This window comes from Mycobacterium attenuatum (genome assembly GCF_900566085.1).
In the GTDB taxonomy this organism is placed as follows: Bacteria; Actinomycetota; Actinomycetes; order Mycobacteriales; family Mycobacteriaceae; genus Mycobacterium; species Mycobacterium attenuatum.
Map to the genome: position 1 here is coordinate 1 of NZ_UPHT01000155.1, position 18,632 is coordinate 18,632.

The following is an 18,632-nucleotide window of genomic DNA, read 5'->3' on the forward strand; positions in this document are numbered from 1 at the left end:
TTACCGCCGTTGCCGCCGGCGCCACCGGATCCTCCGGTACCGCCGGTCGTCATGGCGGCGTTGCCGACACCGCCATCGCCACCCTGGCCGCCGGCGCCGCCGTGGCCGCCGTTCATGAACAATCCACCGGCCCCGCCGTTACCGCCGTCACCGCCATTCCCAGCCGCGCCCGCTCCAGTGGCGCCGGGGCTGCCGATCCCGCCCGCACCGCCGTCCCCACCCGCGCCGATCAGCAGCGCGCCAGTGCCGCCGGTGCCACCGTGGCCGCCGGTGCCGCCGCCGGCTCCGCCAATGCCGCCGGCACCGCCGACGCCGCCACCACCGATCAGCAGCGCGCCATTGCCGCCGGTGCCGCCGGTGCCGCCGGTGCCGCCGGCGGCACCGATGCCGCCCATGCCACCGGCGCCGCCGCGGCCCAGTAACAGCCCGCCGTTACCGCCGTCGCCGCCCCTGGCACCACCGTTGCCGCCCGCGCCACCAAGACCGCCATCGCCCCAGAGCCCGGCTGACCCGCCGTTGCCACCGGGCTGACCCGCGGCACCGGGCGCGCCGTTGCCGCCGCTGCCGAACAACCAGCCACCGTCGGCGCCGTTGCCGCCGGGTGTCGTGGCATTGGCGCCATTGCCGATCAGCGGGCGCGACAGCAACGACTGCGCTGGCGCCGCCGCCGCGCCGATTACCGACTGCAGCGGCGAGGTGTTTGCCGCCTCAGCGGAGGCAAACGAGCTGGCACCGGCGCCGAGCGCCTGCACGAATTCGCCATGAAACGCCGCGGCCTGCCGGGCCACTGCCTGATAGCCCTGCCCGTGCTCAGAAAATAGCGCGGCGATGGCCGCCGAAACCTCGTCGGCGGCCGCGCTCACCACCGCGGTCGTCGAGGCCGCGGCCACGGCGGTCCCCGCGGCAAGCGAGGCGCCGATACGCGCGGCGTCGGCCGCGGCCGCCGCCACGAATTGCGGCGAAACAAGTACATATGACATCCAGCACCCCACGGCCGCGCCCGGCATCATCGATTCAATCCGTATCCGTAGGACGGGATCGTAGCCTGATCCAAGCAATGTGTTCGACGTTTTGAGGCAAACATGTGATATGCGTCGGGAGAGCCGGGGCGAGCGCCGCTATTAAATTCAATGAGACACATTTTCAGATTTTATTATGATTTATGTTGGCGGCACGTCACAGAATCGCACCAGCTACTGAGAGCGCTGTCGATCTGCGGCGCGGCGGCTCGCCCGCCGTCGCGAACGCACCACAGGACCAGCCAGTAAGTTGAATTCTTTCGAGGCGGGACCACGCTATGGCGAGACCAATAGAAAAAATTCGAATTCGGTGCAAAACCCGATTATTTGGCATCGCCTTGGTCCATAATCAGCCATCCCGAACGGTGGTGCGGACTGCAAACCGGCGCTCAATGGCAACGACTTCAATGACGGGTGTGCAATGAGTTTTGCAGTGCTTCCCCCAGAGATCAACTCCGCGCGGTTGTACCTAGGGGTAGGTCTGGGGCCGACAATGGCGGCGGCGGCGGCCTGGCAGGGGCTTGCGACGGAGTTGGGCTCGGCGGCCTCCTCTTTTGCCGCGGTGACCGCGGGCCTGGCCGGCTCCGGGTGGCAGGGACCGGCGGCAGCGGCGATGACACGTTCGGCGGCGCCGTATGTGGGGTGGCTGAGCGCTGTTGCCGAGCAGGCCGAACAGGCGGCGACCCAGGCCCGGTTGGCTGCGGCCGCGTTCGAGGGGGCTGTCGCAGCCACGGTGCATCCACAGCTCGTCGCGGCCAACCGCAGAGCGTTCGTGCACATGGTGCTGTCGAATCTCTTCGGCCAGAACGCGCCGGCGATCGCGGCTGCCGAGGGCCAGTACGAACAGATGTGGGCGCAGGACGTGGCCGCAATGTTCGACTACCGCGCAGGGGCGGCCGCGGCCATCTCGGCACTGACGCCGTTCACAGCGGTACCGGACCTCACCGGCGCGCTGCCCGCTGCCGCGGCCGCCGCGCAAGTCAACTTCCGCAATATCGGTGTGGCAAACATCGGCCAAGGCAACATCGGCAACGCCAACATCGGCGACTTCAACATCGGTTTCGGCAGCGTCGGCAGCGGCAACATCGGCAGCGGCAACCAGGGTAGCTCCAACTACGGCAGCGGCAACCTCGGTAACGGAAACATCGGGTTCGGAAACGTCGGCCCCGGCTTGACGGCCGCAGTGAACAATATCGGGTTCGGCAACACGGGCAGCGGAAACCGCGGCTTCGGCAACAGCGGCAACAACAACATCGGCTTCGGCAACACCGGCGACAACAACATCGGTATCGGCCTCACGGGCAATGGCCAATTCGGCATCGGCGGCCTGAATTCCGGAACCGGCAATATCGGTCTGTTCAACTCCGGCACCAACAACATCGGTATCGGCAACTCCGGCACCGGGAACTTCGGCATTGGCAACTCTGGCCACAGCTACAACACCGGTATCGGCAACTCCGGCGATGCCAATACCGGGTTCTTCAACTCGGGAATAGCCAACACGGGCTTCGGCAATGCGGGCAGCTACAACACGGGCAGCTTCAACCCGGGCAACACCAATACCGGCGGCTTCAACTCCAGCAACATCAACACGGGCTATTTCAACGCCGGCAGCTACAACACCGGCATTGCCAACTCGGGCAATGTCAATACCGGCATCTTGATCAGCGGGAACTTCGGCAACGGCGCGCTGTGGCGGGGCGACTATCAGGGCCTCATATTGGGCACCACGGGCTTTGGCAACTCGACGACGAGCCCGTCATCAGGCTTTTTCAACAGCGGCGCCGGCGGCACCTCGGGCTTCAACAACTCCGGGGCCGACAGTTCCGGGCTCTTGAACTTTGCGCTGGATGCCATCGGCAACAATTCGGGACTCTCCAACAACGGGGTACTCCAATCCGGCTTATTCAACATCGGTAACACCGTCTCGGGCATGGAGAACGTGAGTTTTGAGCCGATCACCACGACGGCCCTCATCTCCGGCGTTTACAACACCGGCAGTAATATCGCGGGCTTATTCCGTGGCCCGGAGGTCCCCGGCAATTCCGGCGCGAACAACATCGGCCTGGGCAACTTGGGCAGTACGAATCTCGGTAGCGGCAACCTCGGCGACGGAAACGTGGGCTTCGGAAACGCAGGCAACGCAAATCTTGGAGCCGGCAATTTCGGTAGCCTCAATTTCGGATCCAGCAACCTCGGCGACCAGAATGTCGGCAGCGCGAACATCGGCTCGTTCAATGTCGGTTCCGGCAACCTGGGCAACGCCAACACCGGCTGGGCCAACCAGGGCGCCAACAACTTCGGCTGGGGGAACGCCGGCAGCTTCAATCAGGGGTTCGCGAACACCGGCAGCAACAACATCGGTTTCGCCAATACCGGCAACAATAGTTTCGGTGTCGGGCTCACCGGCAACGGCCAGGTAGGGATCGGCACCCTGAACTCCGGGGCCGCCAACAACGGCCTGTTCAACTCGGGCACCGGCAATATCGGATTATTCAACTCAGGCACCGGCAACGTCGGGATCGGGAACTCCGGCACCGGAAACTGGGGCATCCTCAATGCAGGAAATTTGAACACCGGGATCCAAAATCCCGGCATCGGAAACACCGGCTTCAACAACGTCGGCAACACCAACACCGGATTCGGCAACGTCGGCAGCAACAACACGGGCTGGTACAACACCGGCGGCTTCAACACCGGTGGCTTCAACGTGGGCAGCACCAACACGGGCAGCTACAACGTCGGCAACACCAACACGGGCGGCTATAACGCGGGCGACGTCAACACGGGCTTCTTCAACACCGGTGATTTCAACAATGGCTTTTTCCGCGAATTCGACGGCGCCGGCCAGATCGCCATCGACCTCACATACCAGACACCTGAACTGCCGATCAATGAGTCGATGGTCATTACCGTCAACCAGCTCATCACCATCCCGGGGCAAGTCATTCCGCTCACCGTCGATGGGCAGGTCATCCCCAAAACCGATATTTTGCCGACCGACGGCACACCCGGCGGCGTCTTATTCTATGGTCCGATAACTCTCGGTGCATCCTCCCTCACCACTCCCTCGATAACAATCACCATCGGCGGACCGGACGTCAAGATACCCATCAATATCTTCGGCGCCGTGGAGAAGGGCGAAATTATATTTCTGCGAATCCCGGCGGCCCCGGGTTTCGGCAATGCGACCACCAACCCGTCGTCGGGCTTTTTCCACTCCGGGGCCGGCGGCGTGTCCGGCCTGGCGAATTTCGGCGCCAACGTCTCGGGCATCTTCAACAGCGCACTGACGGGCGCGTCAGGAACCTCCGGCTTACTCAACTACGGCTCGCTGCAGTCCGGCATGGCAAACCTCGGCGACACCATGTCGGGCATTTACAACACCGGCCTGGCGAACGCGGCGCCGGCCAATGTCTCGGGCATCTTCAATACCGGCGCCGACATGGTCGGCGTCATCAACTCCCCGGCCGGGCCGGTCGTCAATCTCGGTCTGGCCAACATCGGGGCATGGAACGTCGGTAGCGGAAACAGCGGCGACTTCAACCTGGGCACCGGAAATCTCGGTGACGCGAACATCGGGCTGGGAAACATCGGCAGCAGCAATTTCGGTAGCGGAAACACCGGCGACGCGAACGTCGGCTTCGGCAACGCGGGCCCGGGTTTGACCAACGGCAGTGGCAACGTCGGTTCCGGCAATACCGGCAGCGACAACTTCGGCTGGGGCAACTCCGGCGATGCAAACTTCGGCTTCGGCAACACCGGCAGCAACAATATCGGCATCGGACTCACCGGAAACGGTCAAATCGGCCTTGGCGCACTGAACTCGGGTACCGGCAACATCGGCCTTTTCAACTCCGGCGCCAACAACATCGGCATCGGCAACTCGGGCAACGGCAACTTCGGCATCGGCAACTCGGGCAACTTCAACACCGGCGTCGGCAACACCGGCAGCACCAACACCGGCTTGTTCAACGCCGGCCTCGTCAACTCCGGCATCGCCAACGCGGGCAACTTCAACACCGGCCTGTACAACACCGGAAGCACCAACACCGGCATCGCCAACCCCGGTCGCTACAACACCGGCTTGTACAACGTCGGCGGTTACAACACGGGCCTGGCCAACTCGGGTGAGATCGGCACCGGCGCTTTCATGACCGGGGACATGAGCAATGGGGTGATCTGGCGCGGCGACCGGCAAGGCCTCGTAGAGTTCGGTTACGCGATCCAGATGACGGAGATTCCTGCTCACCTGACCGTCGATGCTCCGATCAATATACCCATCACCGCCGGTTTCACCGACACCGTCTTCAGCGGCATCACGTTGTCGGATTTCGCTGTGGGCTTCAATGTCGACCTCGGCATCATTCCGCCGATCCCGATCGAGTCGGCCACGGTCGCATCAATGGTCATCCCGGAGCTCAGAGCCATCGGTCCGGAGGTCACCTTCAATATCGGTGCCCTGGACGGTACGACCAAGGTGTTCATCCCGGCCACGGCCGGTCTGGGGCCGGCTCGATGGACGCTGTTCGAATTCCGGTCCGCTCCAGGGTTTTTCAACACCGGCGCGTTGCCGTCCTCCGGTTTTTTCAATGGTGGCCCCGGCACTGTATCGGGCATCTTGAATTTCGGCGCCAACCTCTCGGGCCTGCAGAACGCTTCGACCGGCGTCTCAGGCTTCAAGAACTACGGCTCGTTGCTCTCGGGTGTGGCCAACCTGGGCGACACGATTTCGGGCTACTACAACACGGGCATTGCGACCCCGGCCAATGTCTCGGGTCTGGCCAACGTCGGCGCCAACCTCGCGGGCGCTTTGTACAGCCAGGTGCCGCCGCCCACGACAGCGGTGCTCAACTTCGGGTTCGCCAACGTCGGCCACAACAATGTGGGCTTTGGCAACGTCGGAGACAACAACATCGGCTTCGCAAACACCGGCAACAACAACATCGGCTTTGCCAACCTCGGCACCAACAACCTTGGCCTGGCAAACTTCGGCGACTTCAACGTCGGCCTGGGTCATCTCGGCGACCACAACGTCGGCTTGTCCAACGCCGGCAACAACAACATCGGCTTGTCCAACGCGGGCAACTCCAACCTGGGGCTGGCTCACACCGGTGACTTCAACCTCGGCTTGGCGAGCACCGGAAACAACAACATCGGTATCGGCCTGACCGGCCAGAACCGGGTGGGCTTCGGCGGCCTGAACTCCGGCAGCGGCCACACCGGCCTGTTCAACTCCGGCACCAACAACAGCGGCCTGTTCAACTCCGGCGACGCCAGTGTCGGCATCGCAAACTCCGGCACCGACAACTGGGGCATCGGCAACACCGGCGCCACCAACACGGGGCTCTTCAACGCCGGCAACATCAACACCGGACTGTTCAACCCCGGCAGCGTCAACACCGGTCTGGGTAATACCGGTAGCTACAACTCCGGCAGCTTCAACGCCGGCAGCTTCAACACCGCCGGCTTCAACCCGGGCTCCTACAACACCGGCTGGTTGAACCCCGGCGACTACAACACCGGCTTCGCCAACTCGGGCAACGTTAACACCGGCATCCTCAACAGCGGCAACTACAGCAACGGCATCTTCTGGCGCGGCGACTATCAGGGCCTGTGGGGCGTCGACTTTTCCGAGAGCATTCCCGACACCGCCATCCCGGTGAACCTGCACGTGCCGGTGAACCTCTATATCCCGATCACCGGCAAACTCGGCATCGTCGCCGTCAAGAGCTTCACCTTTCCATCGATTCAAGCCGACATCACATTTTTTGGTGTCCCCGACATCAACGTCCTCACGGTCAACTCCCTTACCATTCCCGACCTCGTGATCCGCCTGCCCACCCCGGTTATCGAGATCGGGTCCCAGTCGCTGCAGCCGTTCATCGACATCACCGGCAGTGGCGGGCTGCTGCCGATCACCTTGCAGTTCCTCAACATTCCGGCTGGCCCGGGCTTTGCCAACAGCACCGACGTTCCGTCGTCGGGATTTTTCAACAGTGGCCCCGGGACCGTCTCCGGCTTCGGCAACACCGGTGCCAACAGTTCGGGCCTTTTCAACGTCACCACGGGCGCGTCCGGCATTTCGGGCTACAAAAACCTGGGTGGGCTCATCTCTGGGGCATCGAACTTCGGCAACACCGTGTCGGGGTTGCTCAACACCAGCACGCTGGGCTTTGCCGTGCCGGGCAGCGTCTCCGGTCTGGGCAACGTCGGCAGTGACATCTCCGGCTTTGTCAACAACGCCGCACTGTCCAATGTGGGCCCGGCAAACATCGGTGTGGGCAACGCCGGTTTCGGCAATGTCGGAGACAGCAATATCGGCGTGGGCAACCTTGGCAACAACAACGTCGGCAGCGGCAATTTCGGCAGTTTCAACGTCTTCTCCGGAAACCGGGGCAACAGCAACGTCGGCTTCGGCAACCTGGGCGACAACAACTTCGGTCTGGGCAACCTGGGCAGCTTCAACCAGGGCTTGGGTAACGACGGCAGCAACAACATCGGCTTCGGCAATACCGGCAACAACAACATCGGCATCGGGCTCACTGGCAACGGCCAGGTCGGCGTCAACTTCTCCGGCGGATTCAACTCGGGAAGCGGCAACGTCGGTTTGTTCAATTCGGGCACCAACAACACCGGATTCTTCAACTCCGGCAGCGGCAATCTGGGTATCGGCAACTCCGGCGCCGGTAACATCGGCATCGCCAACGCGGGCGATTTGAACTTCGGGTGGTGGAACCCCGGTGCCGGCAACACCGGCATCGCCAACGCGGGCGACTACAACACCGGCCTGTTTAACGCCGGCACCACCAACACCGGGATCGCCAACCCAGGCAACTACAACACCGGCCTGATCAACACCGGAGACTTCAACACCGGCATCTCCAACTCGGGCAACTACAACACCGGCGACCTCAACACCGGCGACTACAACACCGGGTACGCCAACACCGGCAACGTCAACACCGGCCTGTTCAACGGTGGCAACTACAGCAACGGCATCTTCTGGCGCGGCGACTACCAGGGCCTGTGGGGCACCCGCGCAGAAATATTCATCCCGGAATTTCCACTGTTCAACTTCGACATCACCATCCCGCTCAACATCCCGATCCGCATCGACACCAATTTCGTCTCGCTGTTCGGCTTCACCATCCCCAAGATCACCGTCGCGGCCATCGTCATCCCGTTCCTCGGTATCGGGCCCATCGACATTCCGACCATCGACGCCACACTGCCCGTCATCGACATCAACATCGGCAAGACCGACGGGACAACCACGCTGCCCATCGCCATCCGCAGCGGCCTTGGCCCGATTGACGTTGTGCTGCTGGACATCCCGGCCCGACCCGGGTTCGGCAACAGCACCGCCGGCCCGTCGTCGGGGTTCTTCAACAGCGGTGCGGGCACTGTGTCCGGCTTTGGCAACATGGGCGCCAACGTGTCGGGCTGGTGGAACGGCACCAGCTCCTCGGTGTCGGGCTTGCAGAACTTCGGCACCTTGTCCTCGGGATTTGCGAACTTGGGTCATACGGTCTCGGGGATCTACAACACCAGCACGGCCGGGCTGGTCATGCCGGCCCACCTTTCGGGGTTGGACAACGTCGGCACCGACCTTTCCGGGCTTTTCCGCAGTCCAACCGACACCATCTTCAACGTGGGCCTGGGCGATCTGGGCAAGCTGAACTTGGGCAGCGGCAACATCGGGGACTTCAACGTCGGCAGCGGCAACGTGGGCGGCGGCAACATCGGCTTCGGCAACGTGGGCGCCGGCAACGTCGGCTTCGGCAATATCGGCGGCGGCAACGTCGGCTTCGGCAACGCCGGCCCGGGATTGACCGAGGCCTTGCACAACATCGGCTTCGGTAACACCGGAAACAACAATGTCGGCATCGGCAACACCGGCGACGGCAACGCCGGGTTCGGCAACACCGGTACCGGCAACATCGGCATCGGGCTCACCGGAAACAACCAGATTGGCTTGGGGCCGCTGAACTTCGGCGCGGACAATGCGGGCCTGTTCAACGCGGGCAACGGCAATCTCGGGCTGGCCAACGCCGGTGATTTCAACCAGGGCATCGCCAACACCGGCCACCACAACATCGGGTTGTTCAACACCGGGGACAACAACGTCGGCATCGGGCTGACCGGCACCGGTCAGAGCGGTTTTGGTTCGCTGATGTCGGGTGCGGGCAACACCGGCTTCTTCAACTCCGGCACCGGAAACACTGGCCTGTTCAACTCGGGCTCGGGCAATGTCGGTTTCTTCAATTCCGGCACCGGCAATCTGGGTTTCGGCAACATGGGTATCGCTGGGGTGGGTATCGGACTGTCCGGGGACAACCAGATCGGCGTCGGGGGCACCAACTCGGGAAGCTTCAACGTCGGATTGTTCAACTCCGGCACCGGCAACGTCGGCTTCGGCAACTCCGGCACGGGGAACTGGGGCATCGGTAACGTCGGAACCACCAACACCGGAATCGGCAATGCCGGCTCCTCCAACACCGGTCTCTTCAACACCGGCACGTTCAACACCGGCATGGCCAACCCCGGTGACTACAACACCGGCCTGTTCAATATCGGCGCCTTCAACACCGGCTGGTCCAACACCGGCGACTTCAACACCGGCTTCGCCAACCCCGGTGACTACAACACCGGTGTGGGCAACACCGGAAACTACGGCACCGGCGGCTTCATCACCGGCACCGCGAACAACGGCTTCTTCTGGCGCGACAGCATGCAAGGCCTGATATCGGCCAACTACACGGTCGTCGTCGAACGGGTCAACGGATGGGCGTCGGTCGAAGCCCCGATCAACATCCCCATCACCGTCAACTTCACCGACATCGAAATCACGGCCGTCGAGATTCCGAAAATACTCATCGACGGGTTCCTCGACCTGCCGTTCATCCCGCTGCCCATCCCCGGCACCGGCGCCAGCGTCGGCGCGGTTTTCATCGACGTCGGCCCGATCATCATCCACGGCGGCAACACCGCAGAGGGACCCGACTATCCCTGGAAGATCTTCTTCCTCGGCACCGACAACATGACCATCCAAATCGGCAACCCCGGGCCGATATACCATCCGGTGTTCAACCCGCAGACCGTGATTCGCGCAGACCTGCACGCCGGCGCCGGTCCGATGTACATCCCGGTCATCGATCTCAAACCCATGCCGGGCTTCTTCAACTCCACCACCGGCTTTTCGTCGGGGTTGCTGAACTCGGGTGCCGGCGGCACGTCGGGCTTGCTGAACTTCGGTAACGGCTCCGGCGTCTTCAACGTCACCACCGGGCTGGTGGGAAACTCGGGTCTGCTCAACTTCGGAACCCAGCTGTCCGGATTGGCGAACCTCGGCGACACCATCTCCGGTTTGCTCAACACCGGCACCGCCGCGCCGGCCAACCTCTCCGGTTTCCACCAGGTCGGCACCGATCTGGCCGGGTGGTTCCGCAACGGGCCGACATCCACGAACTTCAACCTGGGCCTGGGCAACCTCGGACACCTGAATCTCGGTGGTGCCAACATCGGCGTCAGCAACCTGGGCAGCGCAAACCTGGGCGACTTCGACCTGGGCAACGCAAACATCGGCAGCCACAACGTCGGCGGCGCCAACATCGGCAGCGACAACTTGGGGTGGGCCAACATCGGCAACGGCAACATCGGCCTGGCGAACTCGGGCCCGGGACTCACTGCCGCCATGCACAACCTCGGGATCGGCAACACCGGCAATAGCAACTTCGGTTTCGGCAACACCGGCAACAACAACGTCGGCTTCGCCAACACCGGTGACGGCAACATCGGCATCGGCCTGAGCGGCAACGCCCTCACCGGCTTCGGCGAACTGAACTCGGGCAGCGGCAATGTGGGCCTGTTCAACTCCGGCACCAACAACTTCGGCTTCTTCAACTCCGGTGAAGCAAACTGGGGCATCGGGAACTCCGGACGTTACAACACCGGATTCTTCAACACCGGCGCTATCAACTCCGGGCTGTTCAACTCCGGCTCGGTGAACACCGGAATCGGCAACACCGGCGACTACAACACCGGCTTCTACAACTCCGGGAACACCAACACCGGCAGCTTCAACCCGGGCAACCACAACACGGGCGGGTTCAACTCCGGCAACTACAACACCGGCTATTTCAACACCGGCGACGCCAACACCGGCTTCGTCAACTCCGGCGATGTCAACACCGGCGCATTCATCAGCGGCAATTACAGCAACGGGCTGCTGTGGCGCGGCGACCACCAAGGGCTGTTGAGTTGGCACTACGAGGTCACCATCCCCGAATTCCCTTGGGACTACACCTTGCACGCCGACATCGACATACCTATCGAGGCCCAGATCAACTCGGTGGTCACCGACTGGCTGACCATCTCCGAATTCCCGATAGATACCACGCTGCAGATCGAGGTGTGCCTGATCTACCTGCCCGGGATCGGGTGCGTGTTGCCCATCTCGTTCCCCGTCAGCTTCGACGAGTCGGCCGGCGCGTTCAAGATCGAACCCATCTTCATCGTCGATGGGGCGCAGGTGATCAACGACAACATCTCCAACCCGATCGATAGCAACGGCGCCGGCACCCTGGGCCCGTTCACCTTCGGCTTCGGCTTCCAGCAGAGTCCGGGATTCTTCAACTCGACCCTGGCGCCGTCCTCCGGCTTCTTCAACTCCGGGGCCGGCGGTGGATCCGGCTTCTTCAATTTCGCCGACAGCGCGCTGTCCGGCATCGGGAACCTCGGCGCCGGCACTTCGGGCCTGTTGAACGCCGGCGGCGAAGGCAATTCCGGTTTCCAGAACTGGGGCAACCTGGAATCGGGCTGGGCCAACGTGGGCAACACCGTCTCGGGCCTCTACAACGCCAGCATCTTGAACCTGTTCACGCAGGCCGCGATCTCCGGTATCGGCAACTTCGGAGCCGAACTGTCCGGCGTGTTGCAGGACAACACGCCGTAGCGCAAGACGCTGTTCCCGGACTGACAAGAGGCGGTTCTCGCACGCGGTCCGGCGCGGTGTCGCCCGACCCTATGGGGCCGGCGCGGACCCGCGACGGCAGCATCCACGCGCTATGACCTCCGGCAACAACCTTGCACTGCAGGCGTTTCCGCTTACCGCAATCCATTGCCGTCAACCCACGCCCCGGTTGCCTGTGAGCCACTCGGCAAAGGCCCGGGCACCCCCTATTCGCCGGTGTAGGTGGCCTCGACGGTCAGTTCGCCGAGCACCTTCATTTCCTTGATCCGGAGCTGGTCGGCCAGACCCTTTTCGGCGATGACGGCCTGCAGGCGATCATAGAAATGCCGAACCAGCCCTTCGAACGTCGGTGAAAAATCCACCGTGCATAGTTTGAGGCCGCCCTTGTTCACCACGGCGGCGATGTCCTCGTACAGCGGGTCGTGCTTGTCGACCACGAAGGCGAAGTCGAACTCGTCCAGAATCGGCCTGAACGCCTGCTCCAACAGGTCGGTATCCAACAGAAAATACTGCTCGTCAAGTGTGTCACCGACCAGCGTCACAGAGACAAAGATGGTGTGTCCGTGCAGGTTTGCACACTTGTTCGCTATCAGGTCCGGGGTGTAGAACTCGTTGCCGCCACGACTGGTGGGCATGTGATGACTCCAGGTACGGTGACCAATCTCGACCCGAAATGTTTGTTTGATGGTGTACGGCATGATTACTCACTCATTCCTTTCATGTAATACGCCCTGGCGCAACTTCTTTGATTCAGCTAGAGTCGGAGCTGCGTGTCTAGACGCATAACGTCGGCGATTTGCCCGACGCACAGTCAGCCGATAAACCCGAATTCCCTTCAGGAAACTAGGATTAGGCGGTGGCCGCCCAGTTCTTCCAGTCGACGCTGAGCCTTCCCGTCGGGATCGAGGGCGGCCTCGTTCATTGGCGTAGTCGCGCTGATGTCGAAGGGCGCACCGGCATTGGCGGACTCGGCGCGAGCCCGCCGCGCCGCGTCGAAGATCTCGCCGATTCGCGGGTGGTCAAGACGCACATTCACGCCATCACAGCGGGCACCGGCTATCGTTGCCAGGGCAACGCTGTTGACGCCGAGCAGGATCGGCGGGGGTGGTGACGGCAGTGGAAAGCCCATCCACTTATCGGAGCGATGCGGGTCCCAGAGCACGTGGCAAAGATCCAGCACCTCGACCACCCGACGGTGCCGGCCCTCAAGCGACTCCTCCAGCGCGATGTTGAGCACCTCGTGCTCACACGCCCACTGGGTACCGGGGGCCGCACCGGCGCCAAGGCCGAACACAAAGCGCCCACCGCTGATCTCCTGCAGGGATGCCGCTGCGGCGACGGTCACCCCGGCCGTGCGGGTCGCGGCATTGACCACCAGGGTGCCGATGCCGATGGTTGAGGTCGCCGACGCCAAGGCTCCGGCCAGCGAGAAGCATTCCAGCATCCGGTTGCTCGATATCACCACACCCGACATGTGGTCGTAAACCCATGCGGTGGCAAAGCCGTCCGCTTCGGCGCGCAGCACCTTTTCTCGCAGCTCCGGCCAGGTGTGCGTCGCCGCACTGTAGACGACATCGAGTCTTATCATGAAGCGACCCTACCGCGCCCGGGATCGCGTGCAGCCAGCCAATTGAAGGTCACACTCCCGGGGACCCGCCTGGGTGCGGACCTCGTCGGGGCGCACAATCGTAGGCATGCAACTGACGCATTTCGGGCATTCCTGTCTGCTCGCCGACTTCGGCCGGACGAGAGTGCTTTTTGATCCCGGCACCTTCGCACACGGCTTCGAGGGGATCACCGGCCTGTCGGCGATCCTGATCACCCACCAGCATCCCGATCACGTCGATGCGACGCGGCTGCCTGCGCTGCTCGAGGGCAATCCGGATGCGCCGCTGTACGCGGATCCGCAGACCGCCGCGCAACTGGGCGCGCCGTGCCGGGCGGTGCACGTCGGTGACGAACTGTCGGTCGGCGAACTGACCATCCGAGCCGTTGGCGGCCGGCACGCGGTGATCCACCCGGAAATTCCCGTGGTGGACAACATTTCGTATCTGGTGGACGACGGCGACCATCGCGCCAGGCTGATGCACCCCGGCGACGCGCTGTTCGTGCCCGAGGAACCGGTGGACGTATTGGCGACGCCGGCCGCCGCGCCGTGGATGAAGATCTCCGAGGCAGTCGATTACCTGCGGGCAGTCGCGCCGGCTCGCGCGGTGCCGATCCACCAAGGGATCATCGCTCCCGCAGCGCGCAGCATTTACTACGGCCGCCTCACCGAGCTGACCGACACGGATTTCCAGGTGCTGCCGGAGGAAAACGCGGTCACCTTCTAGGGCGAGCAGACCAAAAGGTCTCCGACACGCCGGGCGTGCGGGGGCTTTTGCCAGGGCCTGTTGAAGGCCGCCGCTATGTGATGTCCTCGGCGACTCCGCGACCGGCGGCGCGGCCCGAGAAAATACAACCACCCAGGAAGGTGCCCTCCAGCGCCCGGTAGCCGTGCACACCGCCCCCGCCGAATCCGGCGGCCTCACCGGCCGCGTACAGCCCGGGCAACGGGCTGCCGTCGGACTTGAGGACGCGCGCATCCAAGTCGGTTTCGATGCCACCCAACGTCTTTCGGGTCAGGATGTGCAGCTTGACCGCAATCAGCGGGCCCGCCTTGGGATCGGTCAGCCGGTGCGGCGCCACCACCCGCCCCAGCCGGTCGCCCCAGTAGCTGCGGGCGGCGCGGATAGCGGTGATCTGCCCGTCTTTGGTGAACTTGTTGGCTACCTCACGATCGCGGGCCGTGACCGCGGCTTCCACGGTCTCGTAATCCAGCGGCTCCACCTCGGGCAACTCGTTCATCGCGGCCACCAACTCAGGCAACGAGTCGGCGCTGACAAAATCCACGCCCTTGTCGATGAAGGCCTGCACCGGTCCCGGTGGTCCCGACCGCACCCGCGACCGCAGCAGCTGACGTAGGCTTTGGCCGGTCAGGTCGGGGTTCTGCTCCTGACCGGACAGGGCGAACTCCTTCTCAATGATCTTGGCGTTCAGCACAAACCACGTGTAGTCGGAACCGGACTGGGTGATGTGCTCCAGGGTGCCCAGGGTGTCGAAACCGGGATACAACGGGATCGGCAACCGGTTGCCCGCCGCGTCCAGCCACAGCGAGGACGGGCCGGGAATGATCCGGATGCCGTGGTCGGGCCAGATCGGGTCGTAGTTGGTGATGCCCTCGGTGTAATGCCACATCCGGTCCGGGTTGATCACGCGCGCTCCGGCTTTTTGCGCGATGCCGATCATCCGGCCGTCGACGTGCGCCGGCACCCCACTGAGCATCTGCTTGGGAACACGGCCCATCCGCTTCGGCCAGTTCTTGCGCACGAGATCGTGATTGCCACCGATGCCGCCGCTGGCCACGATGACCGCCGACGCACGAAATTCGAACTTTCCCAAAGCTTTTCGTGACGACGGCGCACCACGCGATTCGTCTGACGGCTCGAGCACGGTGCCGCGGATACCTGTGACGGCATCACCCTCGACGATAAGCCGGTCGACCTGGTGGCGGTGCGCGAAGCGCACGTTCGGGCGATCCTTCAGTTGACGCACGAAGATGTCGACCAAGGCCGGTCCGGTGCCCCACGTGATGTGAAAGCGCGGTACCGAATTGCCGTGCCCCTGGGCATCGTAACCCCCGCGCTCGGCCCAGCCCACCAGCGGGAAGAGCTTCAGCCCACGGTCCCGCAGCCAGCTGCGTTTCTCCCCGGCCGCGAAATCGACGTAGGCATGTGCCCACTGCTGCGGCCAGTAGTCTTCGGCCCGGTCGAAAGCCGCAGTCCCAAGCCAATCCTGCAGGGCGAGTTCATGACTGTCGCGGATGCCCAGCCGGCGTTGCTCCGGGCTGTCGACGAAAAACAGGCCGCCGAACGACCAGAACGCCTGCCCGCCCAGGTTGGCGCTGTTCTCCTGATCCACGACCAGCACATGGAAGCCGCGGTCGGCCAACTCGCAGGCCGCTACCAGGCCGGCAAGGCCCGCTCCGACGATGATCGCGTCAGCGGTGAACCCATCCGGCACGCGCCCCGGACCCAGTGAAGCATCGCTCATGTCGGTACAGGGTAGTGCCCCCGGCCGCGGCGGCTGGCCACGCGGCCGGGGGGCGGCTACGCGGCGTCGAGCACAGCCCTATTGGGCCGCCATTGGTACACCGTGGGTGCGCAGCCGTGCATCATCGACAGGTCGACGGCATCCAGCATGGCCTGACGCGGGCCCGACTTGGACAATTGACGCGCCGAGACCGCGACGCGCACAACGCCGTCGCGCCGCGCGATGCGTTCGGCGGACAGCACCACCATCCGGCACCACCACGGCTCGGTCAGGAAGCTCTCGCCGATGCCCAGTATCCGAGCCCGCACCGTGGTCTTGCGCACCAAGTCGGTAATCCCGTGATAATCCGCAAGCAACCGAAAACCGTTTCCCGGCAACGCTTTCACGACACCCGGGGACACCACCCAGCCGGGCGCCGCGAACAGCCGGGTACGTAATCCCAGGTGCTCGAGTACCCGGTCGGCCGCCGTCACCCGCAGGTTGGCCTCGTGCGCAAGCAGCGTCGCGAATTCGCCGCGCCGCTTCTTTGTTGCCGCTTCGTCGTAGCCGTGCAATACCAAGGCGTCGCCGCCGGCTCGCCGCGCAGCCAGCCACTCGACGGTGCGGGGGTCCCGGTCGAGCCGGTAGTCTCCCTTGAGCCGCGGGGCAACCAGCAGCGACACCGGCACCGATCGGGCATCCATCTCCGCGCAGAATGCATCGACGCCGGCCAGGGTGCGCTCACCTATCCCCGAGACCGAGACGATCAATTTTCCAGACACGCGTTCAGTTTGCCGATCGCAGGTTTCGGGACGGTGAAGTACACGCAGACAACAAACGTCCATCCAGCACCTCTGACGTGCGGATATCCAGTCCTGTCGCGGGTCGCGCCGCCCGGCGGCCGAACCGGTCCCGGCATCGGTAGCGGCGACGCGTGCCGATATGCTCAGCAGCGCCATGGACGACGGGCGTTCCGCACCGGCCGATGCCGCACTGCCCACAACTGCCACGGGGCAGCACAGCCCCGGCGAACACGTCTACCCCGACCGGCTCGACGCGCGGGTTTTCCGGGTCGCCGGGGTCTGCGTGCTGGCCTCGGTGATGACGATCCTTGACGCCACCATCGTCAGCGTCGCGCAGCGCACGTTCATCACAACCTTCGACTCGACTCAGGCCGTGGTCGGGTGGACCATGACCGGCTACACACTGGCGCTGGCGACTGTGATCCCGGTGACCGGCTGGGCGGCCGACCGGTTCGGCACCAAGCGACTCTGGATGGGTTCCATCCTGGCGTTCACGCTCGGCTCACTGCTGTGCGCGTTGGCACCAAACATTCTGCTGCTCATCGCTTTCCGGGCGGTTCAGGGTATCGGCGGCGGCATGTTGATGCCGCTGGGGTTCACCATCCTGACCCGGGTGGCCGGCCCCAAGCGGCTGGGCCGCATGATGGCGGTGCTGGGCATCCCGATGCTGCTCGGCCCCATCTGCGGGCCGATCCTGGGCGGCTGGCTCATCGGCGCCTTCAGCTGGCCATGGATTTTCCTGGTCAATCTGCCGATCGGGCTGATCGCGCTGACCCTCGCGGCTCTCATGTTCCCCAAAGACCAGCCCGCGCCGGCGGAGAGCTTCGACCTCGTCGGGATGCTGCTGCTGTCGCCCGGCCTGGCGACGTTCCTGTTCGGGGTGTCGTCCATCCCGGGACGCGGCAGCGTGACCGATCGGTACGTGGCGGTGCCGGTGATCGTCGGCCTGACGCTGGTCGGCCTGTTCGGGTGGCATGCCTGGCACCGCGCGGATCATCCGCTGCTGGATCTGCGGTTGTTCAAGAACCCGGTGTTCGCTCGAGCCAATCTGACCTTCGTGACATTCGGCACCGCCTATCTCGGTGCGTCGCTGCTGCTCCCGAGCTATCTCCAGCAGGTGCTACGGCAAACCCCGATGCAGTCCGGGGTGCACCTGATTCCCAACGGCGTCGGCGCCATGCTGACCATGCCCCTCGCGGGCGCCTTCATGGACCGGCGAGGACCGGGTAAGAGCGTGCTGGTGGGTCTCACCCTGATTGCGGCCGGCCTGGGCGTTTTCGCTTTCGGCGTCGCCGGGCAGACGGGCTACTTGCCGACCCTGCTGGTCGGCCTGTTGGTGTTGGGCATGGGGACGGGCGCCACGATGATGCCGCTCTCGGGCGCCGCGGTCCAGGCACTGGCGCCGCGCGAGATCGCCCGAGGGTCCGCCCTGATCAGCGTCACCCAGCAGGTCGGCGGCTCGATTGGGACCGCGCTGATGTCGATGATTCTCACCAACCAATTCAATCGCAGCGAAAACATTGGTGCGGCAAACACAATCGCGGCCCTACAGCAGGAGGCGGGCAGACACGGCGTTGCGGTCGACCCGTCGGCGATACCGCAGCAGGCCCTCGCCCCCGATTTCACAAGCCGGGTGTTGCACGACCTTTCGCACGCCTACGCGGTGGTGTTCGTGATCGCGGTCGTGCTGGTGGTGCTGACGCTGATCCCCGCGGCATTCCTGCCCAGGACGCCGGCGGGCGCGGCGAGCGTTTGAGGACGCCG

General features: G+C 64.0%; 8 protein-coding genes. 3 read left to right on the forward strand and 5 right to left on the reverse strand.

Annotated features, from left to right (window positions below; genetic code table 11):
• Positions 1-980: PE family protein (locus EET13_RS24925; protein WP_136623247.1), on the reverse strand; the 980-nt coding region annotated here is incomplete at its 3' end.
• Positions 981-1,440: 460 nt separating this feature from the next.
• On the opposite strand from EET13_RS24925, the gene EET13_RS24930 reads away from it, so the two are divergent.
• The gene (locus EET13_RS24930; protein ID WP_122444769.1) at positions 1,441-11,976 is read left to right on the forward strand and encodes a PPE domain-containing protein; all 10,536 of its coding nucleotides are present in this window, start codon (positions 1,441-1,443) and stop codon (positions 11,974-11,976) included.
• 224 nt (positions 11,977-12,200) lie between these two features.
• Here EET13_RS24930 and EET13_RS24935 read toward each other — a convergent pair whose 3' ends face one another.
• Positions 12,201-12,692, reverse strand: coding sequence for a 6-pyruvoyl trahydropterin synthase family protein (locus tag EET13_RS24935; protein WP_122444770.1), 492 nt, complete (start codon positions 12,690-12,692; stop codon positions 12,201-12,203).
• A gap of 137 nt (positions 12,693-12,829) precedes the next feature.
• A complete protein-coding gene (locus EET13_RS24940; protein ID WP_122444771.1) occupies positions 12,830-13,582 on the reverse strand; it encodes an LLM class flavin-dependent oxidoreductase in 753 nt (250 codons plus the stop codon).
• A gap of 106 nt (positions 13,583-13,688) precedes the next feature.
• Between EET13_RS24940 and EET13_RS24945 the strand changes: the two genes are divergently transcribed.
• Positions 13,689-14,327: an MBL fold metallo-hydrolase gene (locus tag EET13_RS24945; RefSeq protein ID WP_122444772.1), complete on the forward strand. Its 639-nt coding sequence runs from the start codon at positions 13,689-13,691 to the stop codon at positions 14,325-14,327.
• A gap of 73 nt (positions 14,328-14,400) precedes the next feature.
• On the opposite strand, the gene EET13_RS24950 is transcribed toward EET13_RS24945, so the two are convergent.
• Both EET13_RS24950 and EET13_RS24955 read right to left on the reverse strand, forming a co-directional pair.
• The gene (locus tag EET13_RS24950; RefSeq protein WP_122444773.1) at positions 14,401-16,086 is read right to left on the reverse strand and encodes an FAD-binding dehydrogenase; all 1,686 of its coding nucleotides are present in this window, start codon (positions 16,084-16,086) and stop codon (positions 14,401-14,403) included.
• A gap of 56 nt (positions 16,087-16,142) precedes the next feature.
• Complete coding sequence (locus tag EET13_RS24955; protein WP_211186522.1) at positions 16,143-16,847, reverse strand: DUF2334 domain-containing protein; 705 nt, start codon at positions 16,845-16,847, stop codon at positions 16,143-16,145.
• A gap of 160 nt (positions 16,848-17,007) precedes the next feature.
• Between EET13_RS24955 and EET13_RS24960 the strand changes: the two genes are divergently transcribed.
• Entirely contained in the window at positions 17,008-18,624 is a 1,617-nt protein-coding gene (locus EET13_RS24960) for a DHA2 family efflux MFS transporter permease subunit (protein ID WP_122444775.1), read from the forward strand.
• Positions 18,625-18,632 lie beyond the last annotated feature (8 nt).